The organism is Marinobacter persicus (assembly GCF_002934325.1).
Classification (GTDB): Bacteria; Pseudomonadota; Gammaproteobacteria; order Pseudomonadales; family Oleiphilaceae; genus Marinobacter; species Marinobacter persicus_A.
The window spans coordinates 1-23165 of the sequence record NZ_PTIV01000018.1 but is presented as its reverse complement, the minus strand read 5'-3'; the positions used below and the strand labels follow the sequence as shown (position 1 = coordinate 23165).

The following is a 23165-nucleotide window of genomic DNA, read 5'->3' as shown; positions in this document are numbered from 1 at the left end:
GGGGTGACAGAGAACTCTTGCAAACAGGCTAAAGCTTGACCAGAATAAAAGTAATTAATTAATTACTTTCTTTGGGAACGCCATGCCTGTTAGCGCCAAACGCACCTACCAAAGCACAGAGCTCCGCCAGTCCACCACCATCGAGGCGGTCGTCCAGCTGTGTGCGGAACAAGATCCGGCCACTCTCACCACCGCGCGGATTGCGGACGAAGTTGGGCTGTCACAAGGCGCCCTGTTCAAACACTTCCCCAACAAGAACAGACTTTGGGAGTCAGTAGCCTGCTGGGTCTCAGAACAGCTCACCAGGCAAGTCTTCAGTGCTGCCGACGAGCATCAGCAGGCAGACCAGGCACTGGAAGCTATGTTCCTCGCACACGTGGATTTTATCGTCCGGCACCCGGGCATTCCGCGTCTCATGCTCGGAGAGTTGCAAAAGCCGGGTAACGGCCCAGCCAAATCCATTATCCGCCAGACTCTCGCACGCTACCGAAAGAAGGTGGTCGAACTGCTGAACCAGGGCATCCAACAGCGACACATCGCTTCCGGCATCGATACTGAAGCGGCAGCGGTGTTGTATCTCGGAGCCATTCAGGGGTTGGTAGTTCAGGGGATGATCAGTGGCGAGATCAATGCCCTCCAGCAAACCGCACCCCGGATCTTCAGACTTTACAACGCCAGCCTTCAGGAGATACCCGATGAGCCGGAAAAATAAACTGACGCTTGTTCTGGCCCTGATCGCCGGCATTGCCTTTGTTGTCATCATGGTCAAGCTGAAACAGCCACCGGAGCGGGCCGAGTCGCAAACAGCGGCGACACCCGTGCAGACAATGGAGATCATACCAAGGCCATTCAGCACCGAGGCCCGGGGTTATGGCCAGGTGCTCCCTGCCCAAAGCTGGAATGCCGTGGCCAATGTGGGTGGACGGGTTATCTGGAAACACCCGAAGCTGGAGAGCGGCAACATGATCGCCGAGGGCACTCGGCTGCTTGAGATCGACCCCACCCGCTATGAACTGGCCGAAGCCTCTGCCAGGGCGGACTTGGCAGGCATTGAAGCCGAACTGCGCCAATTGGCGCAAGAAGAGCGCAATACCAGAGAATTATTGAAGCTGGAAAAACGCCGGCTGGATCTGGCAAGGCGGGAGCTGGAACGGGCCAAGACCCTGAGCGAACGGGGCGCCCTGTCCCAGACCCGATACGACGAGCAACAGCGGGTTACGCTGCAACAGGAACAGGCGGTCCAGAGCCTGAGAAACCAACAAAACCTGATTCCGGCCAGGCGGGAGACACTGGAAGCTCGCATGGCCAGAACAGAATCGGCGCTGGCCAGTGCCCGGGAAGATCTGGAAGACACCCGTTTTGATGCGCCCTGGGATATGCGGGTGCATCAGGCCGACATCGACACCGGCCAGCACATCAGCCCGGGCCAGAGCCTGTTCATAGCCGACGATATCACCCGAGCCGAGGCCAAGATACAGCTGGAAGTATCGGAGTTACGCCGGGTGTTGTCGCAACTGTCGGGCGACAGCCTGCCAGGCACATCCTCCAGCTTTACCGACTTTCATGAACAATTACCCCTTGGCGATCTCCACATCCGGATAACGCCCACCAATGTGCCGGATGCCCACTGGCCCGGCAAGCTTACCCGCGTGACCAGCAGCCTTGACCCGGCCACGCGCACGGTTCAGGCAGTAATCTCCGTGGAAGAACCTTATCGCAACGCCAATCCACCGACCCGCCCGCCGCTGGTGCGCAACATGTTCGTTCAAGCCAGCATTGCCGCGACGACGCCTGAGCCGGTTATCGTGATTCCGGCCAGTGCTGTACACCAGGGCGTGGTGTATCTCGCCGATGACAACAATCGCCTGCAGCGCCAGGAGGTCGCCGTTGACTGGCAACAAGGCGACCTGACCGTGATCGCCGAAGGCCTGAAGCCCGGGGATCGACTGGTTCTGCATGACCTGGTGCCAGCCATCACCGGCACTCTGCTGGCTCCGCAAACCGAGGAAGCCACCGGAGACAGTGAACAACAACCTGCCCCGGGAGATCAGTCATGATCCGCTGGTTCGCCGGGCACCCCACGGCAGGCAACCTGCTGCTGATTCTGATTCTGGCGGTCGGGCTTTTTGCCGCCCCCAATCTGACCCGGGAGACCTTTCCGGACTACCTGCCGCCGGAAGTCAGCATAACTATGGAATATCGCGGCGCCACGGCAGCGGATGTGGAAGAAGCCATCTGTCAGCGCCTGAGTGAAGCCCTGCAACGGGTAGACTACATGCAGGAAATCAGCTGCACGGCACGGGACAATCAGGCTCAGACCATTGCCAGCATGGAGCCCAGAGGCGACATGGGGCGCTTTCTGGACGACATCCGCACCGAGATCGAAGCCCTGACCGACTTGCCGGAAGAAGCCGAAGATCCGATCATTCGCGAGCTGTACCGTACCAGTCTGGTAGCGGCCATCGCAGTCTATGGGCCCATGAGCTTCTCTCACCTGGAGGCCTACACCAGCCAGCTGGAAGACCGTCTGTTCGCCATGGACGGAGTGGCTGATGTGATTCCAGTGGGCCTGTCCCAGCGTCAGTGGCACATCGAAGTGTCCCGAGATCTGCTGCGCCAGTATGGCCTGGTCGTGCGCGACATCGCCAAGGCCATCAACAGCCAGAACCTGGACATGCCCCTGGGCACCATTGAAACCGACAGCCAGGACATCCAGCTGCGGTTTGTGGATGAACGCCGTTCCCTGCAGGCTCTGGCCGAGCTGCCCGTTATCGGCGGCGAAGCCGGTGCTGTACTGACGCTGGGCGATATTGCCACCATCACCGAGGCCCACGAACGGGAGGAGGAACGGGTGGACTTCAACGGCCAGCGCGCCATCGTTCTGGAGATCCACAAAAACCGACACGACGATGCCCTGCGGGTGATGGATTCCCTGGAAGCCTTTATCAACGAGGAAAAAGCCCGCCGTGGCGGCAATGTAGAGCTGGAAATCACCCAGAACATGACCTCCATCGTCGAAGATCGCCTAAAGATGCTGGTCGGCAACGGTATTACCGGTTTGCTGCTGGTAGGTTTGGTGATGGCCCTGTTCTTCCGCCCCCGCCTTGCCTTCTGGGCGCTGTTCGGCCTGCCGGCCGCCTTTGCCGGTGCCTTTGTAGTGATGGCCATCACCGGTCTGTCTCTGAACATGATTACCCTGGTAGCCCTGTTGATGGCAATCGGCATTGTGATGGACGACTCCGTGGTGATCACCGATAACATTGCCCGGTGGCAGGCCCACGGCAACTCGCCGCTGGAAGCTGCCACCAAGGGCGCGCAGGAGATCCTGCCGGGCGTGCTGTCGTCCTTCCTGACCACCGTTTCCGTGTTTATCCCGCTGGCGTTTCTGGCCGGGGAGCTGGGGGCGGTGCTGGAGGTGCTGCCGGTTGTGCTGATTGCCGCACTGGCCGCCTCGCTGATTGAGGCCTTCTGGATACTGCCCCATCACCTTAAAATCGGACTGGACGAAAAGCGCGAGAAAGCCCCTTCCCACTTTCGCACTGCCTTCGACAACGGCTTTGAAAAAGCCCGGGAGCAAGTCGGGCGTCTGGCAGACGGTGCCATCCGTTTCCGATATGGCGTGCTGGCCGCCATGCTGCTGATACTGCTGGGTTCGGTGGGGCTGATGGCCGGCGGCCATGTACGCATGGAGGCCATGCCGGAAATCGAAGGCGACGTGCTTGAAGCCCGGGTACTGATGCCACAGGGGACGCCACTGCACCAGACCCAGGCCATTACCCAACACATCACTTCCGCCATGCTGCAGCTTAATGACAAATACACACCAGACCAGCCCGACCAGCAACCCTTGGTGCAAAACATCCAGACCAGGTTCAACCAGCACGCTGGAGCGGGCGAAAAAGGCGCCCATGTGGCCACCGTGATGGCTGATTTGCTGACGGCGGAGCTGCGTACGGTGGATCTCGCCACCCTCACCGATCGCTGGTATCAGGAAATCGGTGAGATTCCGGGGGTGATTGCCCTCAATATACAGGAGCCCGGATTCGGGCCCGCCGGTATTCCCATTGAAGTGCGCCTGCAGGGTAGCAACCTGGATGAGTTGAAAGCTGCGGCCCGGTATCTGGGTGATGAAGTTGCCAGTTATAACGGCACTTTCAACGTGCTGGATGATCTTCGTCCGGGCAAGCCACAGCGCACCCTAAGCCTGAACGACCGCGCCCTGTCCCTCGGTTTGACGGCATCCGAAGTGGCCAGCCAGATCCGATCCGGACTGCTCGGGGATATTGTCGATACGGTGCAGATTGGTGACCAGCACATCGAAATTCTGGTGCGCCAGACCAGTGCCGAGCGCAACACTCGACAGTTTCTGGAAGATACCGTGATCACCACTGGCAAAGGCAGGATGGTGCCGCTGCGGGAGGTTGCGGATATTACCGAGGAACGCCAATGGGCGCAGGTTACGCGGGTTGACGGCCTGCGCACGGTTACCGTGTCTGCCGATGTAAACGGCCAGACAACCAACGCCGATGCCATCGTGACGGATTTGCAGAGCCAGGTGTTTCCAAAACTTCAGGAACAATGGCCTGAAATCAGCCTGCAAGTGGAAGGCCAGACCGCCCGTTCCCGGGAAACCGGCCAGTCCATTGCCCGGGGGCTGCTGATCGGCCTGCTGGGAATCTTCCTGATCCTGTCGTTCCAGTTCCGCAGTTACCTGGAGCCGATTATCGTAATGCTGACGATCCCGGTGGCGCTTATGGGTGCGGTGTGGGGCCACCTGATCATGGGCTACAACCTGTCGATGCCTTCACTGATCGGTGCCGCCTCACTGGCCGGCATTGTGGTGAACAATGCCATCCTGCTGGTGCAGTTCATCAAGAGCTACCGGCAACAGGGCATGAGCGCCCGGGAAGCTGCCGGTGCCGCCAGCCGGGCCCGCTTCCGGGCGATCCTGATTACCACCAGCACAACGGTCGCAGGCCTGCTGCCTCTATTGGCCGAAACCAGCACCCAGGCCATGGCGGTGATTCCACTGGTGATTTCTGTGGTGTTCGGCTTGCTGGTCTCTATAGTACTGATACTGCTGGCACTACCGGCACTCTACGCCATTCTCGAAGATCTGGGCTGGACAAAAAACCCGGCCCTGAAAAAGCCTGGCGATACTGCTATGGTCAGGTAAACATACAAGCAAAAGGAATCATTTTATGGCTTCTACAACAGGCAAATACATGGCTACGTTTTTACTCGGGCTAGCGGTATCTACCAGCTCGCTGGCGGCCGAACCTGTCACTCCAAAACTGACGGACAAGCTGAGCAGGCTGCTGCAGGAAGAAATGCGCTCGGTACAAACCGCCATGGGTACCATTCATTCCGGGATGGTCATGGGGCAGCACGAAGCTGTGGCAACAAACGCCCAAAAAATCCATGACAGCTTCATCCTGCAACAAAAGCTGACCGACCAGGATAGAAAAGACCTGATGTCAGCCGTTCCGAAGGGGTTTATCAAGCTGGATAAGGAATTTCACAAGCTTGCTGCTTCTCTGGCGGAAGCCGGTAAAAATCAAAATACCGCCGAGCAACGAGAAATCTTTGATAAAATGACCGGCAACTGCATCCAGTGCCATAGTCAGTATGTTTCTGATCGTTTTCCCGGCGTCAACACCCTCGGGAAGTGACCGCGAGACCGCCTGATACCTTCATCAGGCGGTCACAGAGGGCAGTTTTATCCTGCCACACTCAGAGGCGGGAATCGGCTTGCTGAAGTAGTAGCCCTGAAAGGCATCACAGTCGTTGGTAAGGAGAAGTTCAAGCTCTTCTCTGCCTTCCACTCCCTCTGCGATTGTTTTCAAACCCAGCGAATGCGCCATTGCAATAATCGCCTTTACAAGGCCCTGTTTTTGGGGGTCGATATGGACGTCTCGCACGAAGCTCAGGTCAATTTTCAAATGATCGATCGGGAATTCTCTCAGATAGGCCAGGCTTGAATACCCGGTACCAAAATCATCAATAGCCAGCCGAAACCCCATAGCTCTCAGTTCTCGGAGCGTCTTCAGGGTATTTTCCATATCAACGATTGCGGCATGCTCGGTTATCTCCAATTCTATCAGGCTGGAAGGCACCCCGGAGGACTCAACAATAGCTCGCAGATCGTCAACAAATTCCGACCGGGAGAAAAGCGCCGCTGAAACGTTGATCGCAACGGGTAAAACCTGTGTCTGTGGCTCTTTTAACCATTGGGCCAACTGGGCGACAGCTGCCTTCATTACCCAACGATCAACCTCAACAATTTGCCCGCTGTCTTCCGCTGCCGGAATGAACTCGCCAGGAGACACCATTCCGGTCTCCGGATTATTCCACCGGACCAAGGCTTCGTATCCAACCGCCCGAAAGCGACCATCCGCAGAACGCTCAACTTTCGGTTGGTACAACAGGAACAGTTCATCTTCAGTAATGGCTTTTTGCAATGCTGGTTTCAGAGCAACCCGGAACTGCACCTTATCTTGCATGGATTTAGCAAAAAACTGACCCGGCCACGCCCCTCATTTTTTGCGTGATACATGGCTGTGTCGGCCGCCTGTATCAGCTCACCTAACGTATCTCCATCCAGAAAAAGCACCGCGACACCCACACTCGCCCCCACATGCAGCTGAGCACCCTCAATATCAAACACCGGTTTTATTGCATCTATCAGCTGCCGAGCCAGCTGGCCAGCTTCTTTCGCGCCGCCCTGCATCAGAAGAATGAATTCATCCCCACCAAATCGACACAGAGTGTCTGCTTTTCTCACGTGGAGCTTCAGTCTTTCACATACGGCTTTGAGCAATTCATCGCCATAGTAATGGCCCAGCGCATCATTTACCTGTTTAAAATCATCCAGATCAATAAACAGAAGTGACCAGACGCCCCTCGTCTCCCGGGCATGGACAAAAGCTTCAGAAAAACGCTCCTTCAGCAATACTCTGTTGGGCAGTCCGGTCAGCGGGTCATAGTTGGCCAGAGTCTGGATCCTTTCTTCAGCTTCGTTGTAAATCGAAGCGTCTTCCATAATGGATATGTAGTGTTCTGGCTTACCGTTGTCCGCAAACACGGCGGAGATTGTCCCTCGCTGCAGGTAATATTCGCCGTTTTTCCGCTTGTTCCAGAATTGGCCAGACCAAAAGCCTTTGGCTCGTAGTTGCTTGAACAGATCTTCGTAGAAATGCCGGTTCTGCTTGCCGGAATTCAGGATTCGAGGGTTGTTACCCACGGCCTCACCGCGGGCGTAGCCTGTAATGCGGGTAAACGCCGGGTTAACGTTCAGAATCGTGCCTTTTGAGTCCGCGATGATGATCGACTCCTGGCTGTGCTGAAACACTTCAGCCACTTGCTTCAAATACGCCAGGGAATGGCTTCGCTCTCTGTCCAGCACACCCATGTGCCATACAACAGCACTACTTATACAAAGAAAGACCGCTAACGCGAGCCCGCTTTCCCGCAGTTCATCCGGACTGGAAGAGGCAATCGCATCAGCCGTATAGCTCGCGAGCCCAACAAGCAACAACACAAAAAGGCTCTGGTAAAGCGGGTAGCGCACAGACGCTACCAAGAGAACCGGCAGCAAAAAGTAACTGTAACTGGGTAACTCTGGCCCTGGCGGGTTGGCCACAGAGAAGAACACCAGCGCGGCAATAACAGCACCAAAAGCAAATAAAGGGAAGTGACCATCAAAAAATTCATCACTGAAGCCGCTATCTGATTCGTATTGCTCGATAAGAAACAGTATGGCCGGGGCGACTAGTGCAATGGAGGTAAAACGTGAGACGGACCACCAGAGAAAATCATTTCCGAAGGTTTTCCAGTCTGCCGGGCCGTTCAGATAAAGAGACAGCAAGACCACAAGGAATGAAGAAATCAAGGCCGGAAACAGTGCGGCAGCCCAGGAAAACCAGATCACTTTCTTCTGTGTGTCTGGCAGATCACGATTCAAGCCGGCAAAACACAGGAAGAGGTATCCAAGCCATCCTTGTAGAATAAGAGTCGATGTCATCGTCAGGGAGGCGATGATCGGTTGCCCGGCCAGCACCGTCTTTAGCAACCAGTCAGAACCGAAAACCAGGATGGTGAAGATAACCAGCAATCGAGTAGATTCCAGGCGCCGCGCTATATCCAGCAGGGCAACCAGTAACAGCCCTCCATTGAAAAAAAACGTCAACAGACTGAAGTGCTCACCCGAAATCAGATACTGGAACGACGTTACCGTCACATAAATGCACAACCACACCCGGATCACGCCGGGAAAATGTGCGTACCAACGTTGCATGCACGGCACGTCCTTACTCATCGATTCTCCTAAGCTGTGATATTACAGCGACAACCAGGATCTATTATGAATCGTATCTATTATGAATCCTATCTATTCAGGAACTCCCTTTTTGCAGATCCATCCCCGGCCTGCCATACCAGTAACCGTTGCAAGGAGGCGCTTCTACCAGTTGTAGCGGGTCAGTATCGGGAGCTTCCCCTCGCCGAACCTGGTCAAAACGTTTGACCACTTCGCCCATCCCTTGATGCTCCGGGCTCAGGCGCACGGTGGAAACCCCCATCTGCTCCATATCCGGCAGTTCCCGCATAAGATCGTAGCGCGAGCCAGATAGCGTCGAAATGCCATTCAGGCGGAACAGTTCCTGGTTTTCCCGGGAACGCAGCTCCATCCCGTCCGGATGCTCCAGGCAGCGGAACTGACAGTTGTCCTTGGGCAGGTTGTAATGGCGGGCGGTAAAACAGCGGGACGACCAGGCCAGGGGCAGGAAACCCCAGGAGAACACTTCCGCCGGCAAGTCCAGATCTTCGTGTTTCAGTTCAGCAATCAGCTGCTCGAGTGTTTCCTTGCCCAGTTCCACCGGAAGGTTCCAGCCCTGCAATCCCTGTTTCGCAAGAATTTTCAGGGTAGCGGTGTTGTAGATATTCATTGAGGGGCCGGTAATGAACGGGATGCGGTTGCGAATGGCCACCTGCAGAGCGCTCTGGTCATTCGCTTCCACCAGAAACTCGTCCTGCTCGCAGAACTTGCGCAGGCGGCGCAGGTCCGCTTCCGACTCGATCAGCGTGAGCGTGGACAGCACCACGTTCTTGCCACAGGCCTTCAGATCCCGCGCCAGATCCAGCCAGTCGTCCGGTTTCAGTTCCCGACGACGGGAGCACACCACCTCACCCAGATAAATGGTGTCCACTGGCCATTCCGCAGCCTCGCCATAGAAGTCGAAAACGGACTGCCTGCTCCAGAACCACAGGATCGGGCCAAGAGAGAGCTTCATCATAAACGGTACACCTTATTTCCACTTGCGATGATAAGCGCCGATGGTGGTCAATCCACCTTCGGAAAGTCCCGACAGCGTGTGATGCCACGCGCTGTCCACGGCAAAGTGCTCAGCATCAGCCTGCACTCTGTCCAGCGCCTGGCGCCAGGTACGGGCAACATCGGCAATGTAGGCGGGGCTGCGTTGGCGGCCTTCAATTTTTACGGCGCTGATGCCCAGTTCCTGCAATTCTGGCAGCAAGTCCATGGTGTTCAGGCTGACCGGCTCTTCAATGGCGTGATACACACTGCCTTCAACGTCGAAGCGGCCTTTGCACAAGGTGGGATAACCGGCCGACTCGCCCTGACCATACCGATCAATCAATACATCGTTCAGGCGCGATTCCAGCCCCTGCGGTGTTTCCTGCCAACGCACGGCCTTGGCCGGCGAGCAGGCACCCCGGGTGTTGGGAGATTCATCGGTCAGGTAGGAGGACAGGTAACAGCGCCCTTCGGCCATGATGCAAAGACTGCCGAACGCAAAAACTTCCAGCTCCACCGGGCTGTGTCTGGCCACGCCCCGTACCTGGTCCAATGACAGCACACGGGGAAGAACCGCCCGGCGGATATCGAAGTTGTCCTTGTAGAACGCCAGGGCTTCGTAACTGGTGGCCGAGCCCTGAACGGACAGGTGCCGGGGTGTATCCGGGTATTTGTTGGCGGCGTAATCCAGCAGGCCCATGTCAGCCAGGATGATGGCGTCCACACCCAGGCTCGCGGCATGGTCAACCGCCCCCTTCCACTGCTCCCAGCCGTCTGGTTGCGGGTAGGTGTTAATGGCGCAGAATACCCGACTGCCTCTGGCATGGGCGTATTCGATGCCTTCGCGGGCGCGTTTGTCGTTGAAGTTCAGGCCGGCAAACTGGCGGGCATTGGTGCTGTCGCGGAAGCCGATGTAAACGGCATCGGCACCGTTATCCACTGCTTTTTTCAGAGCCGGCAGACTGCCGGCGGGGCACACAAGTTCCATGGCACTCTCCAGAGGAAGCATATCGGCACCATAACCAGAGGCCGCCCCACACACCTTGACCTTTATCAGCACAGCCATCGAAAGCTGGTAATACCTACAACTACAAAGAGGTACTCTACGTACTACCCCTGACCCACCCTGAAAACCTCACGGAATCAGCCGATTAACATTTTACTTACAATGCGTTACGAAAAATCCTCTACCTAAACACTTACCCCAATCCGCCGATACCCCACTCATCTGCACTTGGTCATAATCGCCAGCCTATCTACCCAAGAGGCTCAGGCATGAATCTCATCAACAATCTGTCGATGCGCGGAAAACTGATCACACTGGTGCTTCCCCCGCTTATCGCTCTCATTCTGTTTGCGGCGCAAAACATCACCGACACGGCCGGTGAACTGAAAAGCATGCAGCAACTGCAAGACATGGTCCGGCTTGCAGAAGTTGGCGACCCCGTGGTCGAGCAACTGCAAAAAGAACGGGGTCGTTCTGCTGTTTTGCTGGCCAGCGGTGCCGGTTCTGATGCGGCCCGCCAGGCAGCTCAGGCGTTGCAGTCCCAACGAGAGGCCACCGACCGTGCTGTGTCCAGCTACCGCTCTGAGCTCGAAAACCTGCTTGCGGACTCTACCTTTGACGGTGTGGTTCAGAGCAGCATCGAACGCTTTGAGCAACACACCAAGAGCCTGCCTGCTCTGCGACAGCAGATCGACAACCGCAATATCGCGGCACCGGAATCCGGCGGTCGATATACCGAAGTTATCATGGAGATTGTAAACCGGGTCCCGCTGCTTATACGCCGGGCCACCGACCCCGAACTTACCCGTCAGCTCAATGCCTACTTTGCGCTTGCAGAAGCGGGCGAAATGTCAGGGCGTGAGCGAGCTGCCGGCGCCAGCCTGATTCGAAGTGGAAACTTTAATCTGCCCCGCCTGGGCCAGATTACGTCGTTGGCCGGTCGTCAGGATGCTTACCTCCATTCAGCCCTGACCCTGCTGTCAGCCGAAGGCAGCGTCCGCGAAAAGCTTGAAGCCTTCCTGAGCACTCCGGAAAACCGGGCACTGCTGGAGCAGAGAGAAACACTGCTCAGCAGCGCTGCGGGCATGTACGCACTGGAAGCAGCCGAGTGGTTTTCAGCATCAACCACACGGATTGAGGCCATGAACAGCATCGGAGGTCAGATGCTGGAGCAGGTAGACAGCATGGCCGAACAGGCGGTTTCCCGCGCGCGCAACAGTCTGATTACCGTCTCGACCATAGCGGCTGCCGCTACAGCTCTGGTAATCATCCTGATGCTCGTGATCATCCATGCCATTCATTGTCAGGTACATACCCTGCGCAGCAAACTGCATGAGGCCATGGACAACAAAGATCTGAGCCTCGAGATTCCGGTGACCAGCAAGGATGAAATCGGCACCATTGCCGAGGCTATCAACCAGCTGTTCTCACACTTCAGCGTCGCACTGCTGCAGATTGACCGTTCCAGCGTCCAACTGGCCACGGCGACTGAGGAAACCAGCAGTACCGCTACCCAGAACGCCAGCCAGCTTAAAAAACAGCAGCAACAGATCGAACAGGTGGCTGCCGCTACTGAGGAAATGTCGTCCACCTCAGAGGAAATTTCCCAGAACACCCAGGAAGTCGCCGATGCCGCCAGCCGCGCCATGGAAAAAAGCCAGACCGGCGAGCGTGTGTTACACTCAAGCGTGTCTCAGATTCGCTCTCTGGCCGAATCAGTTCAGGAGGTCAATCAAGTCATTGAAGAGCTTGAAAAACGCAGCGGCTCTATCAGTGATGTAGTGGATGTCATCCGCAAGGTTGCGGACCAGACCAACCTGTTGGCGCTGAACGCAGCGATTGAGGCAGCCCGTGCCGGTGAACACGGGCGAGGATTTGCAGTAGTGGCAGATGAGGTTCGTACCCTCGCTCAACAGACTCATGAGTCCACTACCCAGATAGAAGAAATCATCAACGGCTTCAAGGACATCACTGGCAGCGCCAGCCGCTCCGTTGTCTCAAGCCACACACTGGCTAACGAAACCAGTGAACAGGCTTCAGAGATGGAGAAAACCTTTGCTGAAATCCTGACTGACGTAAACGGGATTTCAGACATGGCCACCCAGATTGCCACTGCCTCGGAAGAGCAGGTAGCGGTGACCCGGGAACTGGCCACCAGCATGGAATCTGTCAGTGAAGTTGCTATGCTGTCCCTGACTGGGTCGCAGGAGATCACGGAAGTAACCCAAGAGCAGGCACGGCTTGCTCGAGAGCTACAGGATCTGGCTAACGAATTCAAGGTTAATGACCATAATGCATGAGGCCGGATAACCAAGCTTGAACGACTCGACTCCCTGGCTAACCAAAGCTCTCAGAAAGTTTGACCGATTTCCCCTGTCAGTCCGCTTTCTGCTCGCATTCACACCACTGGTGGTTGCCGTGGTGTGGATGACATTCTTCAGTGCGGCAGATCGCTATCAGGTCACCCGCGATCTCGAACGGCTGGAAAGACACACATCGCTGGCTGTAGAGGCCGGGAACCTGGTTGGCCAGTTACAGCGCGAACGCAGCACCAGCATCACGCTCCTTGAGAGCGACAACCCGGCCAAGCTCCGGGAATATCTACGCGAAGCCCGGACCGCCACCGACAATCACCTTACCTCGCTCCGGGTGCAACTCGATCAGCCCATGCCCCGGAGTGCCAGCTCCTCCTATTTAAGTGATCTGAGAACGCTCAGCCACTCATTATACGAGCTGGCAGACATTCGGTCCGGGATTGATCAGGAAACAACCACTTCTGACAAAACAGATCAATACTTCACCAGTCGGATCGAACAGCTCAACAACCTGATCGGCCGCCTGTCAGCAATGACAGAGCACAACCAGATCGGGCGCAAGCTCAATGCCTATTTTATTCTCAACCGTCTCAAGGAGTTACTCGGCCAGGAGCGCCTGATCATTGCCCGGGCCATTATCTCCCATGAACTGACAGACCCGCAGCAGCAACAGCTGGTGGCCCTGGCAGCCAAACAACAGACCGTGTTAACGGGCTATCGCAGCCAGATCGATAACAGTGCCAGCTATGCAGACCTGACGCTCGAATCGCCGATAACGGCATTACGCAACCGGCTGATCAACAGTTCCGAGCCCTCAACGCTTTTGCAGGAAACGCGCCCCGAAGAATGGTTTGTTCAGCAGTCTGACAGAGCCAGGCTACTTACCCGCCTGGAGACCGGACTCGCCGAGACCATTCGCGGTGAAACGGACCAGCTTCTGGCCTCGGCCCGGGAAGAGCTCTGGCGCTATCTACTCATTTCACCACTGACGCTGCTGGCCTGCCTTACCTTTGCGGTACTGATTTTCCAGCAAACACAGTTTAGGTTCCTGCTGACCAAAGCCGTGTTCGAGCACACCCATGACCGGATTACCGTAACCGACAGCCGGGCCAACATTATCGAAGTGAACGACGCCTTCACCCGAAACACCGGTTACTCCCGCCAGGAGGTTCTGGGCCACAATCCGAACATGCTTCAGTCCGGCCGGCAGGGCCCGGAGTTCTACAAGCAGCTCTGGCAGGAACTGAAAACCACCGGCAAGTGGCAGGGAGAAATCTGGAACCGGCGCAAGAATGGCGAGTTTTTTGCCGAGCTGACCACCATCAACGCCATCACCAACCGCCATGGCAATATTGAAAACTATGTCTCAGTATCCTCCGACATTACTGACAGAGCGGCTCAACACGAGCGCGAGCTGGAGTACCGGGCTTACCACGACCCGCTTACAGGCCTGCCCAACCAGATCCTGCTCAGAGACCGGCTGGAACACGCGCTCATGCTGGCAAAACACTCAAATGACCAGATCGTTGTGGCTGCGTTTGACCTCGACCACTTCAGCCAGATCAACGAGAAATACGGCCATGCCGCCGGCGACGTACTGATTGAACGCATTGCACGGCGCCTGCAATCCATCATGCGCGATTGCGACACCATTGCCCGCACAGGCGGCGACGAACTGCTGGTTGTCATTGAACAACTTGAGAACCCGGCAAAGGGTCGTCGTTTGCTGGAACGCCTGCAACAGGAGCTGGCGCAACCCATCGAATTCGATGGCTTCACGACGACTCTGACTGCCAGCATCGGCGCCACCGCCTTCCCGGAAGATGACGGTGACGCCGACACCCTGATTCGCCACGCCACCGAAGCTCTGCACCAGGCCAAACACAATGGCAGGGCCCGCCTCAGCTGGTTTGATCCGGAACAGGGACGTGACCAGAGCGCGTTTTCACAACTGCTCCATCGGCTGGAAAAGGCCATTGTCGAAAACGAACTCTGTCTGCACTATCAACCGAAGGTGGATATGGCCACCGGAGAACTGCTGGGTGTTGAGTCTTTGTTACGCTGGCAGGATCCGGAGCGTGGCATGATACCGCCGGGCGCATTCCTGCCTCAGGTGGAACAGCACCCGATTTCCATCGACATCGGCAACTGGGTTCTCGATACCGCTATCTCCCAGGTTGAAAAATGGAAAGCCCGGGGCATCGACGTCAGCGTCAGCGTGAACATCAATGCCGTGCACTTGCTGGACCCGGACTTTATATCAACGTTACGCGGCCACATCCGTCGTTATCCCGGCTTTAATCCCGCCAGTCTGGAACTGGAAATTCTGGAAAGTACGGCCATCAATGATATCGAGCTGGCCGGCAAAGTACTGACCGAATGCCGGAAACTGGGCGTGCACGTCTCGCTGGATGACTTCGGTACCGGTTTCGCTGCACTGGATTACCTCAAGCGACTACCAGCTGACACGCTGAAGATTGATCAGTCATTCGTCCGTGACATGGAAGACGACAAAGGCAACAGGGCAATCATCAAGGGCATCATCGGACTGGCCAGAGCCTTCAATTTCGATGTGATTGCCGAAGGCGTGGAAACCACAGAACAGGGCTGCACCCTGATCGAACTCGGTTGCCTCAATGCGCAGGGCTTTGGTATCGCCCGGCCCATGCCGGCGCACGAGTTTGACTCCTGGCGCCAGACCTGGAAACCACCCGCAGCCTGGCGCCAGAGAAAGGCCGGCTGACAGCCGGCCCGGGTTTGTTCAGATAATCCGGGAGAAACGCTGGCTGGCGCCCTCTTTGCGATACAGATCAAAGATCTGACAAATGGCGCGAATCAGCAAGCGCCCTGCCGGTTGTACCTGCAGCACCCGCCCATCATCGCCAATCAGTTCATCTTCGATCATCGGCTTCAGGCGCTTCAGCTCGTCGGCGAAATACCGGTCAAAATCCTCGTTCCACTCATTGGCAAACTGCTGACGGTCCAGCCGGAACTGGCAGATCAACTGGCCGATCACCCACCGGCGAACCCGGTCATCGCGGCTCAGGTTTACGCCACGAATAATAGCCAGTTGTCCTGCATCGATTGACTTCTCCCAGGCTTCCAGGTCGTGGTTGTTCTGGAAATAGGCATCGTCGGTCTGGCCAATGGCCGATACGCCCAGTGACACCAGATCGCAATCCGAATGCGTGGTATAGCCCTGGAAATTCCGGTGCAGCCGGCCTTGGCGCTGGGCCACGGCCAGGCTGTCATCGGGCTTGGCGAAGTGATCCATGCCGATGTATTCGTAACCGGCTTCCAGCAGGCGATTGATCGTGTTGTGCAGGATGGTCAGCTTCTGCTGCGGGCTTGGCAGCGTATCCGCCTGAATCCGGGTTTGCGGGTAAAAGCGATCCGGCAGGTGTGCATAGCTGAACACCGAGAGACGATCCGGAGACATCTTGATGACTTCTTCCAGCGTTTCGGCAAAGCTCTCCGGGGTCTGGTACGGCAGGCCGTAAATCAGGTCCAGGTTGATGGACTGGAAACCAATGCGCCGGGCTTCGTCCAGCACACCCTGGGTCATGTCCTGGGGCTGTATGCGGTTAACGGCCTTCTGTACCTGCGGGTTCACGTCCTGAACACCCAGGCTGATCCGGTTGAAGCCCAGATCCCATAGCGTGGGCAGGGTATCCTGATCCACTTCCCGCGGGTCAATCTCCACGCTGTAGTCGTGATCATCGCCGGATTGCAGGTTGAACAGTTCGCCATAGCCGGCCATCAGATGCTGCATCACGTCTTTCGGCAGGAAAGTAGGCGTACCACCGCCCCAGTGCAGCTGCTTAACCGGCCGGTCAGCGCCAAAAAGCTTGGCCTGGATGGCGGCTTCTTTCAGCAACCGCTCCACGTAAGGCATCGCCTTGTCGCGCTTCTTGGTGATCACCTTGTTGCAGGCGCAGTAGTAGCAAAGGTGCGCACAGAACGGCAGGTGGGTATACAGGGAAATCGGACCACCGGCCTGCTTGCTGCGCCCGGCGGCTTTCACCATATCTTCCACGGAATAGTTCCGATCGAACTCCACCGCCGTGGGATAGGAGGTATAACGCGGGCCGCTCAGATCATAGCGGCGGATCAGGTTTTCATCCCAGATGAATTCGGGCAGTTCAACGGTCTGTGCGGATGCAGCGGTATCGGAGGCCATAGTTAACACTCTGAACGTAAATAATATCGGCGTGCGGGAAGGCGGGCATTATGCCTGACCGGCACGCTTGATCGATTGATTCGAATCACGGCAGTGTACCAGTTTGCGCACTGAACCACCCTTGCGCCCATGGCGTATTGTGCCTACCTCTTGTGGATAATCCCAAAGGATAAAACTGAAACGGAGCCGGCCATGGCCAACCTGATTCTTGTCTTGGGCGACCAGCTGTCACCCGAGCTTTCTGCCCTCGAACACGCCGACAAAACCCGAGACCGAATAGTCATGGCGGAAGTGGCCGAGGAAGCCAGCTATACCAACCACCACAAGAAAAAACTCGTGCTGCTGTTCAGTGCCATGCGCCACTTTGCTGACCAGTTACGTGACCACGGCTGGCAGGTGCATTACCAGCGCTTTCACCCGGACAATCCTCACCAGAGTCTCGAAGCCGTGATCGCCGACCAGTTGGGCAGCGGCGCCTTCGACCGGATCGTCACCACCGAGTGCGGCGAGTGGCGCCTGCACGAACAGATCCAGCAGTGGCCCGAGCGCCTGGGCGTGCCGGTGGAGATTCGCCCGGACACCCGTTTCATCGCCGGCAAGGGCGAATTTGCCAGCTGGGCCAAGGGCCGAAAACAGCTGCGCATGGAATTTTTCTACCGGGAGATGCGCCGAAAAACCGGCCTGCTAATGACGCCGGACGGCGAGCCCGAGGGCGGGCAGTGGAACTTCGATGCCGACAACCGGAAAAAGTGGACTGGCAAACCGCCGGCGCCAGCGCCATTTCGGGTGGAGCCGGATACCATCACCCAAGAGGTGATCGAGCTGGTGGACACCCACTTCGCCGACCACTTCGGCACCACCGACGACTTCCACTTTGCCGTCACGGCTGAAGACGCCCGGGCCGCCCTGGATCATTTTCTCGACTTCGCCCTCCCCTGTTTCGGGGATTACCAGGATGCCATGTCCGACAGCGAGGACTGGCTGTTTCACTCCATTCTCTCGCCGTACATCAACTGCGGCCTGCTGGATCCGTTAACCGCGTGTGAGGCGGCCGCCCAGGCCTGGTATTCCGGGCGCGCGCCCCTGAACGCGGTGGAAGGGTTTATTCGCCAGATCCTGGGCTGGCGAGAGTTCGTCCGGGGCATCTACTGGCTGAACATGCCCGGCTATGCCCGGGAAAACCGCCTGTGCAACACCCGCGCCCTGCCCTGGTTCTACTGGACCGGGGACACAAAAATGCGCTGCATGCACAAGGCCATCGACGCCACCCGACGCAACGCCTACGCCCATCACATCCAGAGGCTCATGGTCACCGGCAATTTTGCATTGCTGGCCGGAATAAAACCCGAGGAGATCTGCGACTGGTACCTGGCGGTTTACGCCGACGCTTACGACTGGGTGGAACTGCCCAACGTGCTGGGCATGGTGATGCATGCGGATGGAGGCTACCTGGGCTCCAAGCCCTACGCCGCCAGCGGCAAATACATCCAGCGCATGTCGGATCACTGCAAGCATTGCCACTACAAGGTACAGGACGCCACCGGCGAGCGGGCCTGCCCGTTCAACGCCCTGTACTGGCATTTTATCGACCGGCACCGAGACGATTTCGCCAGTAACCCGCGCATGGGCATGATGTACCGCAACTGGGACAAGCAGGCACCGGAAAGGCGCGCCGCCCTGCTCCGGCGTGCCGAACAGCTACTCGAACAGATTGAGACGCTGTGAGGGTGAGGCGCGGTAACAACCGCGCCGCTGCCTCAATCCTGGTTTTCCTGCTTGCCGTCCACCGAGCCCTGTTTTTCTGACTGACCCGCCTGATCGTCGATGTCCAAAAGGGATTGGATTTCCTTCGCTTCCAGGGTCTCCTCCTCCAGCAGGGTGGTGGCCAGGCGCTCCAGGCGCTTGCGGTTATCCGCCAGCCGCTGGGCCACGTCCTTTTCGATGCCCATGATCAGTTTGCGGACTTCATCATCAATTTTTTCGGCCGTGGCTTCACTGAAGTCCCGCTCCCTCGAAATCTCGTGCCCCAGGAACACCTCTTCCTGGCTGGAACTCACCGACACGGGGCCAATGACATCGCTCATCCCCCAGCGCGACACCATGCGACGGGCCAACTTGGTGGCCTGCTCGATGTCGTTCTCCGCGCCACTGCTCACTTCATTGAAAATGAGCTGCTCCGAGGCCCGACCACCAAGCATGACGGCAATCCGGTCCCGGGCGTAGCTGGCGCTCATGTTCAGGCGATCCTCGTCCGGTGCCTGCTCGGTCAGCCCCAGCGCCTGCCCCCGGGGAATGATGGTGACCTTCTCCAGCGGATCGGCCTTGGGGAACAGCAGGGCCGTCAGGGCATGGCCGGATTCGTGGAACGCGATCACCCGTTTCTCATCGTCACTCAGCACCTGTTCACGCTCGGCGCCCATCAGGATCTTGTCCCGGGCCAGGTCGAAGTGGCGTGGTTCAATCAACTGGCTTTCCTCACGGCCGGCAAACAAGGCCGCCTCATTGGCCAGGTTCTCCAGATCCGCCCCGGAGAAGCCCACCGTCCGGCGGGCAACCGCCGCCAGATCCACATCATCACTCAGGGGCTTGGACTTGGTGTGTATGCCCAGAATGCGTTCCCGGGCCTCCCGGTGCGGCCGGTCCAGGGTCACCTTCCGGTCAAACCGGCCAGGGCGCAGCAGGGCCGGGTCCAGCACGTCCGGACGGTTGGTGGCGGCCATGACCACCACGGTTTCGTGGGGCGAGAAGCCGTCCATTTCCGACAGGATCTGATTCAGGGTCTGCTCCCGTTCGTCATGGCCGCCGCCCACACCGGCGCCCCGGGAGCGGCCGATGGCGTCCAGTTCATCAATGAAAATGATCGCCGGGGATTCCTTGCGGGCCTCCTCGAACATGTTGCGAACGCGGGAGGCGCCGACGCCGACAAACATTTCAATGAATTCCGAGCCGGAAATGGAATAGAACGGCACGCCGGCTTCCCCAGCCACGGCCCGGGCCATGAGGGTCTTGCCCGTGCCCGGCGGCCCCACCATCAGCACGCCGCGCGGCAGCTTGGCGCCCAGGCGCTGGTAGTAGGACGGATTTTTCAGGTAATCGACGATCTCGGTCAGGTCTTTCTTAGCGTTGTCCGAACCGGCGATGTCGGCAAAGGTTTTCTGGGGGTCGTCCTCCCGGAAGCGCTTGGCCTTGTTCTTGCCCATGCTGAACAGACCGCCACCCCCCTGCTGGCTGGTCATCTGGCGGGCAACCCGTTGCCAGATGTAAAGGAAGATGCCGAAAATGATCAGCCAGGGCAGGAAGTTGACCAACAACCGCGACAACAGGTCCGGTCCGGACTCTTTCGCCGTAATGGGCACATTGTTCTGTTCGAGTAATTCCACGATGCGGGTTTCGCCCACTTCGGGCACATAGCTCTGGAACGGCTGCTCCCCGGATGCGTCACTGGAACCCTCGGTGGCTTTCAGCATACCCCGTACCTGGTGACCCTCGATGGTGACCTCGGAAACCTGGCCGGAGGTCACCCGCTCCCGGAACTCGGTGAACGTTAGTTCCTGGGCATTGGATTGGGTCAACATTTCCACGGCATAGAAGATCAAGAAGGTTAGCAGCAGAAAGTTCACCACCCGAAGCCACTGCGGAGGCTGGTTCTTCTGGCCCGGCTCCACCATGGGATCTGACGGTTTCCGCGGTCCCTCATCGTCATGCTGCGACTGTTTGGGCGATTGTTCAGAACGGTAAGCCCTGACTCGCATTAAAGCTCCTTACTGGTCAAAAAATGAAACAGCCCTGAGTACAAAACCCACCGTCAACGATCTTCGACCCAGCCCGGGGCCTTGTCAGGGCAACACGCTGCCACCGCCAGCCGGGCCTTTAAACGGCGCCCGGTCGGCGGTGTCCTGTTTCTGCTCATCATTAGGAATGGCCATGCCCTGCTCCACGGCGGGCCGCTCACCGACCCGTTTCAGCCAGTCGAGCAACGGCCGCAAGCCCGCCACCGCTTCGGCATCTTCCCGGGCCAGTTCGTCAATGGCTGTCTTGGTCCAGGCGTAGCTGGCCACATCGGCAATGCTGTAGTCCGACCCGCCAAGGTAGGAAGCCTCACCCAGGCGACCGTTCATGACCTCCAGCAGGCGCAGGCTCTCTTCGCGATAACGTTTGATTCCAATGTCACTCTCAACCGGCGCGGCGTTCTTGAACCAGTGCCACTGCCCTACCATGGGGCCGAGATGGGCCTGCTGGAAAAATAGCCAGCCCAGAACCTCGGTGCGGGCTTCGCCGGCCTGGGGCAACAACTGCCCGGTTTTCTCGGCCAGGTAAATCAGAATATTGCCTGACTCAAAAATACGGCGGGGCTGGCCGGCCGCGCCTTCGGCATCGTGGTCCACCAGGGCGGGAATCTTGCCGTTCGGGCTGATTCTTCGATACTCAGGGTCATGCTGTTCACCCTTGGAGATATCGACCGCCGTCACCCGGTACGGCAACCCGGATTCCTCCAGCATGATCGAGGCTTTCTGCCCGTTCGGCGTACTCCAGGTATAAAGATCAAGCATCATGGCTACGTCCTCCTCTCCAGTGTGTTGAAGACTGTCGCCTTACTTCCACGCTACACCCCATGCCTGATGTGTCAAACGCCGGTATCACTCTCCTTTCTCGAAGTAGCCGGGCATGCCAGCTTGAAATAGCCGGGGATGCCAGCAAAACTCAAGGCAGTCCAATAAGAAAGATAAAGTGGCCCCATGTCCGGCGTTGATTACTTGTTGCCCTATGATTTTTCGCCCCTGACCGTTGCCGGCTCCCTGCTGGCGCTCGGGCTGTATGGCGTGGCGCTGCTGCGTATGCCGGCGCATGAGCGCCCGGGACCCGGCAAAGTGGTGACCTTCGTGATCGGCGTGCTGCTGTGTTACGGGGTCATGCAGACGCGCTTTGATTACTACTCCCAGTACATGTTCTTCGTGCATCGGGGCCAGCATCTGATCCTCCACCACCTGGGGCCGTTCCTGATTGCCCTGTCCAATCCCCTGCCGGTGCTTCGCTTCTGGCACCGGACGCTGGGGCTGGCCAGCAAACCCTGGCTTCGGCCCCTCGCCTGGCTGTATCGGGTGCTGCAACAACCGGTCATTGCCACGGTCCTGTTCGTTGGCCTGATCTATTTCTGGCTGTGGCCGACCGTGCACTTCGACGCCATGCTTTCCCGGGATCTGTACTGGCTGATGAACTGGAGCATGCTGCTGGATGGCCTGCTGTTCTGGTGGCTCATCCTTGACCCGCGTTCACCGGCGACCAGCGCCGCCCTGGGCTATGGAAAGCGCATGCTGATGCTGGCCTTGGCGGCCCTGCCCCAGATGGTGCTGGGCGCCTGGATCGTGTTTTCCCGGGAAATGGTTTACGACGTATACGAGGTGTGTGGTCGCGCCTGGCCCATGGCCCCGGAGACCGACCAACTGCTGGGCGGCCTGCTGACCTGGATTCCCCCGGCGATGATGAGCATCCTGGGCATACTGATTCTGCTGCGCCGGGCCATGCACGGGGATACACCGCGACCGCATCAATCCCGGTCTCAATCCCTGGCCAATGGAGGTGTGTCGTGAGGTATTTGCTAACTGCACTGCTGGCTCTAGGAACTTTGCTGGCCGGCTGCAGCAATGACGCTGACTGGCACGGCAAGGATATCAGCGGGCTGATGCCAGAACTGGCCTTCGAGCTCACTGGCACCAACGGCGAGCCCGTGCACGCCGGAGACTCTGCTGGCCACCTGAGAATGCTCTATTTTGGCTTCACTTCGTGCCCGGACGTATGCCCGGATACCCTGGCCAGATTGCGCATGGCCATCAACGAACTTCCCGAACCCCAACGCCAACAGGTAGATGTACTCTTTGTCAGTGTGGACCCCGGACGGGACACCCCCGAGCGACTGGCCAGCTACGTGGATTTCTTTGGGGAACGAATAACCGGCCTGACTGGCACCGAACCTCAACTGCGCGCTCTCAGCAAACGCTATCGCACGACCTTCGGCTACGACGAACCGGATGAAAACGGCAACTACAACGTTTCTCACAGCAGTGCCGTCTATGTGTTCGACCACAAAGGCCAGGCCCGATTACTCCTGCGCCCAGACCTCTCGCCACAGCAAATCAGTGAGGACCTGGCTCGACTGGCTGACCAGAACTAGTGTTCGCTATTGCAGTCAGCGCTGTCGGCGTTCTCGGCCGGCTCATCGGTTTTCTCCAGAGCCGGCAACACGATCACCCTGCACGGGGCGTTGAGGCTGTAGAAAAACTCCGAATCCGAGGGTCAGTTTGGTAGGATCAGGCAAACAGACAAGGAGCTGTCAGATGCCTCGCTTCAAGCACT

The 23165-nt window shown here is 57.8% G+C and carries 16 protein-coding genes; 9 read left to right on the top strand and 7 right to left on the bottom strand.

The window, feature by feature from the left end:
- The first annotated feature begins 82 nt into the window (after positions 1 to 82).
- From BY454_RS10400 to BY454_RS10385, 4 genes are read left to right on the top strand one after another with little or no spacing between them, the layout of a single operon-like run.
- The gene (locus tag BY454_RS10400; RefSeq protein WP_104416373.1) at positions 83 to 712 is read left to right on the top strand and encodes a TetR/AcrR family transcriptional regulator; all 630 of its coding nucleotides are present in this window, start codon (positions 83 to 85) and stop codon (positions 710 to 712) included.
- Positions 696 to 2057, top strand: coding sequence for an efflux RND transporter periplasmic adaptor subunit (locus BY454_RS10395; RefSeq protein ID WP_104416374.1), 1362 nt, complete (start codon positions 696 to 698; stop codon positions 2055 to 2057). The genes BY454_RS10400 and BY454_RS10395 overlap by 17 nt, the downstream gene beginning before the upstream one ends.
- Entirely contained in the window at positions 2054 to 5176 is a 3123-nt protein-coding gene (locus tag BY454_RS10390) for an efflux RND transporter permease subunit (protein ID WP_104416375.1), read from the top strand. The genes BY454_RS10395 and BY454_RS10390 overlap by 4 nt, the downstream gene beginning before the upstream one ends.
- Before the next feature lie 25 nt (positions 5177 to 5201).
- Positions 5202 to 5672 (top strand): cytochrome c, encoded by a 471-nt coding sequence (locus BY454_RS10385; RefSeq protein WP_104416376.1) that lies wholly within the window; start codon positions 5202 to 5204, stop codon positions 5670 to 5672.
- Between the two features lie 24 nt (positions 5673 to 5696).
- On the opposite strand, the gene BY454_RS10380 is transcribed toward BY454_RS10385, so the two are convergent.
- From BY454_RS10380 to ubiU, 4 genes are all read right to left on the bottom strand, one after another.
- Positions 5697 to 6503, bottom strand: coding sequence for a putative bifunctional diguanylate cyclase/phosphodiesterase (locus tag BY454_RS10380; RefSeq protein WP_104425561.1), 807 nt, complete (start codon positions 6501 to 6503; stop codon positions 5697 to 5699).
- Complete coding sequence (locus BY454_RS10375) at positions 6470 to 8317, bottom strand: diguanylate cyclase domain-containing protein (RefSeq protein ID WP_104425560.1); 1848 nt, start codon at positions 8315 to 8317, stop codon at positions 6470 to 6472. The genes BY454_RS10380 and BY454_RS10375 overlap by 34 nt, the downstream gene beginning before the upstream one ends.
- A gap of 76 nt (positions 8318 to 8393) precedes the next feature.
- Complete coding sequence (locus BY454_RS10370) at positions 8394 to 9293, bottom strand: U32 family peptidase (protein WP_104416378.1); 900 nt, start codon at positions 9291 to 9293, stop codon at positions 8394 to 8396.
- Between the two features lie 12 nt (positions 9294 to 9305).
- Positions 9306 to 10301, bottom strand: coding sequence for a ubiquinone anaerobic biosynthesis protein UbiU (ubiU, locus tag BY454_RS10365; RefSeq protein ID WP_104416390.1), 996 nt, complete (start codon positions 10299 to 10301; stop codon positions 9306 to 9308).
- Positions 10302 to 10588: 287 nt separating this feature from the next.
- Here ubiU and BY454_RS10360 point away from each other — a divergent pair, with 287 nt between their 5' ends.
- Together BY454_RS10360 and BY454_RS10355 are read left to right on the top strand one after the other, a co-directional pair.
- Positions 10589 to 12619, top strand: a complete 2031-nt coding sequence (locus BY454_RS10360; protein ID WP_104416379.1) for a methyl-accepting chemotaxis protein — start codon at positions 10589 to 10591, stop codon at positions 12617 to 12619.
- A 16-nt stretch (positions 12620 to 12635) separates the two neighbouring features.
- A complete protein-coding gene (locus BY454_RS10355; protein WP_104416380.1) occupies positions 12636 to 15377 on the top strand; it encodes an EAL domain-containing protein in 2742 nt (913 codons plus the stop codon).
- A gap of 18 nt (positions 15378 to 15395) precedes the next feature.
- Here the strand turns inward: BY454_RS10355 and hemN are convergent, their stop codons facing one another.
- On the bottom strand, positions 15396 to 16814 hold the full coding sequence (gene hemN / locus BY454_RS10350; protein WP_104416381.1) for an oxygen-independent coproporphyrinogen III oxidase: 1419 nt from the start codon (positions 16812 to 16814) through the stop codon (positions 15396 to 15398).
- Between the two features lie 192 nt (positions 16815 to 17006).
- Here hemN and BY454_RS10345 point away from each other — a divergent pair, with 192 nt between their 5' ends.
- Positions 17007 to 18539, top strand: a complete 1533-nt coding sequence (locus tag BY454_RS10345) for a cryptochrome/photolyase family protein (RefSeq protein WP_104416382.1) — start codon at positions 17007 to 17009, stop codon at positions 18537 to 18539.
- Positions 18540 to 18571: 32 nt separating this feature from the next.
- Here the strand turns inward: BY454_RS10345 and ftsH are convergent, their stop codons facing one another.
- Together ftsH and BY454_RS10335 are read right to left on the bottom strand one after the other, a co-directional pair.
- The gene (ftsH, locus tag BY454_RS10340) at positions 18572 to 20566 is read right to left on the bottom strand and encodes an ATP-dependent zinc metalloprotease FtsH (protein ID WP_104416383.1); all 1995 of its coding nucleotides are present in this window, start codon (positions 20564 to 20566) and stop codon (positions 18572 to 18574) included.
- A gap of 84 nt (positions 20567 to 20650) precedes the next feature.
- On the bottom strand, positions 20651 to 21367 hold the full coding sequence (locus BY454_RS10335; RefSeq protein ID WP_219820636.1) for a glutathione S-transferase family protein: 717 nt from the start codon (positions 21365 to 21367) through the stop codon (positions 20651 to 20653).
- A gap of 183 nt (positions 21368 to 21550) precedes the next feature.
- Here BY454_RS10335 and BY454_RS10330 point away from each other — a divergent pair, with 183 nt between their 5' ends.
- Both BY454_RS10330 and BY454_RS10325 read left to right on the top strand, forming a co-directional pair.
- Positions 21551 to 22402, top strand: coding sequence for a cytochrome c oxidase assembly protein (locus BY454_RS10330; protein WP_104416384.1), 852 nt, complete (start codon positions 21551 to 21553; stop codon positions 22400 to 22402).
- Complete coding sequence (locus BY454_RS10325; RefSeq protein ID WP_258075623.1) at positions 22399 to 22983, top strand: SCO family protein; 585 nt, start codon at positions 22399 to 22401, stop codon at positions 22981 to 22983. The genes BY454_RS10330 and BY454_RS10325 overlap by 4 nt, the downstream gene beginning before the upstream one ends.
- The last annotated feature ends 182 nt before the right edge of the window (positions 22984 to 23165 follow it).

Excerpts from the sequence above, each read along its gene's own strand:
- BY454_RS10335 (WP_219820636.1), bottom strand. The coding sequence starts at position 21,367 with ATGATGCTTGATCTTTATACCTGGAGTACGCCGAACGGGCAGAAAGCC.
- BY454_RS10375 (WP_104425560.1), bottom strand. The coding sequence starts at position 8,317 with ATGAGTAAGGACGTGCCGTGCATGCAACGTTGGTACGCACATTTTCCC.
- ftsH (WP_104416383.1), bottom strand. The coding sequence starts at position 20,566 with ATGCGAGTCAGGGCTTACCGTTCTGAACAATCGCCCAAACAGTCGCAG.
- BY454_RS10400 (WP_104416373.1), top strand. The coding sequence starts at position 83 with ATGCCTGTTAGCGCCAAACGCACCTACCAAAGCACAGAGCTCCGCCAG.
- ubiU (WP_104416390.1), bottom strand. The coding sequence starts at position 10,301 with ATGGAACTTGTGTGCCCCGCCGGCAGTCTGCCGGCTCTGAAAAAAGCA.
- BY454_RS10380 (WP_104425561.1), bottom strand. The coding sequence starts at position 6,503 with ATGCAAGATAAGGTGCAGTTCCGGGTTGCTCTGAAACCAGCATTGCAA.
- BY454_RS10330 (WP_104416384.1), top strand. The coding sequence starts at position 21,551 with ATGTCCGGCGTTGATTACTTGTTGCCCTATGATTTTTCGCCCCTGACC.
- BY454_RS10360 (WP_104416379.1), top strand. The coding sequence starts at position 10,589 with ATGAATCTCATCAACAATCTGTCGATGCGCGGAAAACTGATCACACTG.
- BY454_RS10390 (WP_104416375.1), top strand. The coding sequence starts at position 2,054 with ATGATCCGCTGGTTCGCCGGGCACCCCACGGCAGGCAACCTGCTGCTG.
- hemN (WP_104416381.1), bottom strand. The coding sequence starts at position 16,814 with ATGGCCTCCGATACCGCTGCATCCGCACAGACCGTTGAACTGCCCGAA.
- BY454_RS10385 (WP_104416376.1), top strand. The coding sequence starts at position 5,202 with ATGGCTTCTACAACAGGCAAATACATGGCTACGTTTTTACTCGGGCTA.
- BY454_RS10370 (WP_104416378.1), bottom strand. The coding sequence starts at position 9,293 with ATGATGAAGCTCTCTCTTGGCCCGATCCTGTGGTTCTGGAGCAGGCAG.
- BY454_RS10395 (WP_104416374.1), top strand. The coding sequence starts at position 696 with ATGAGCCGGAAAAATAAACTGACGCTTGTTCTGGCCCTGATCGCCGGC.
- BY454_RS10345 (WP_104416382.1), top strand. The coding sequence starts at position 17,007 with ATGGCCAACCTGATTCTTGTCTTGGGCGACCAGCTGTCACCCGAGCTT.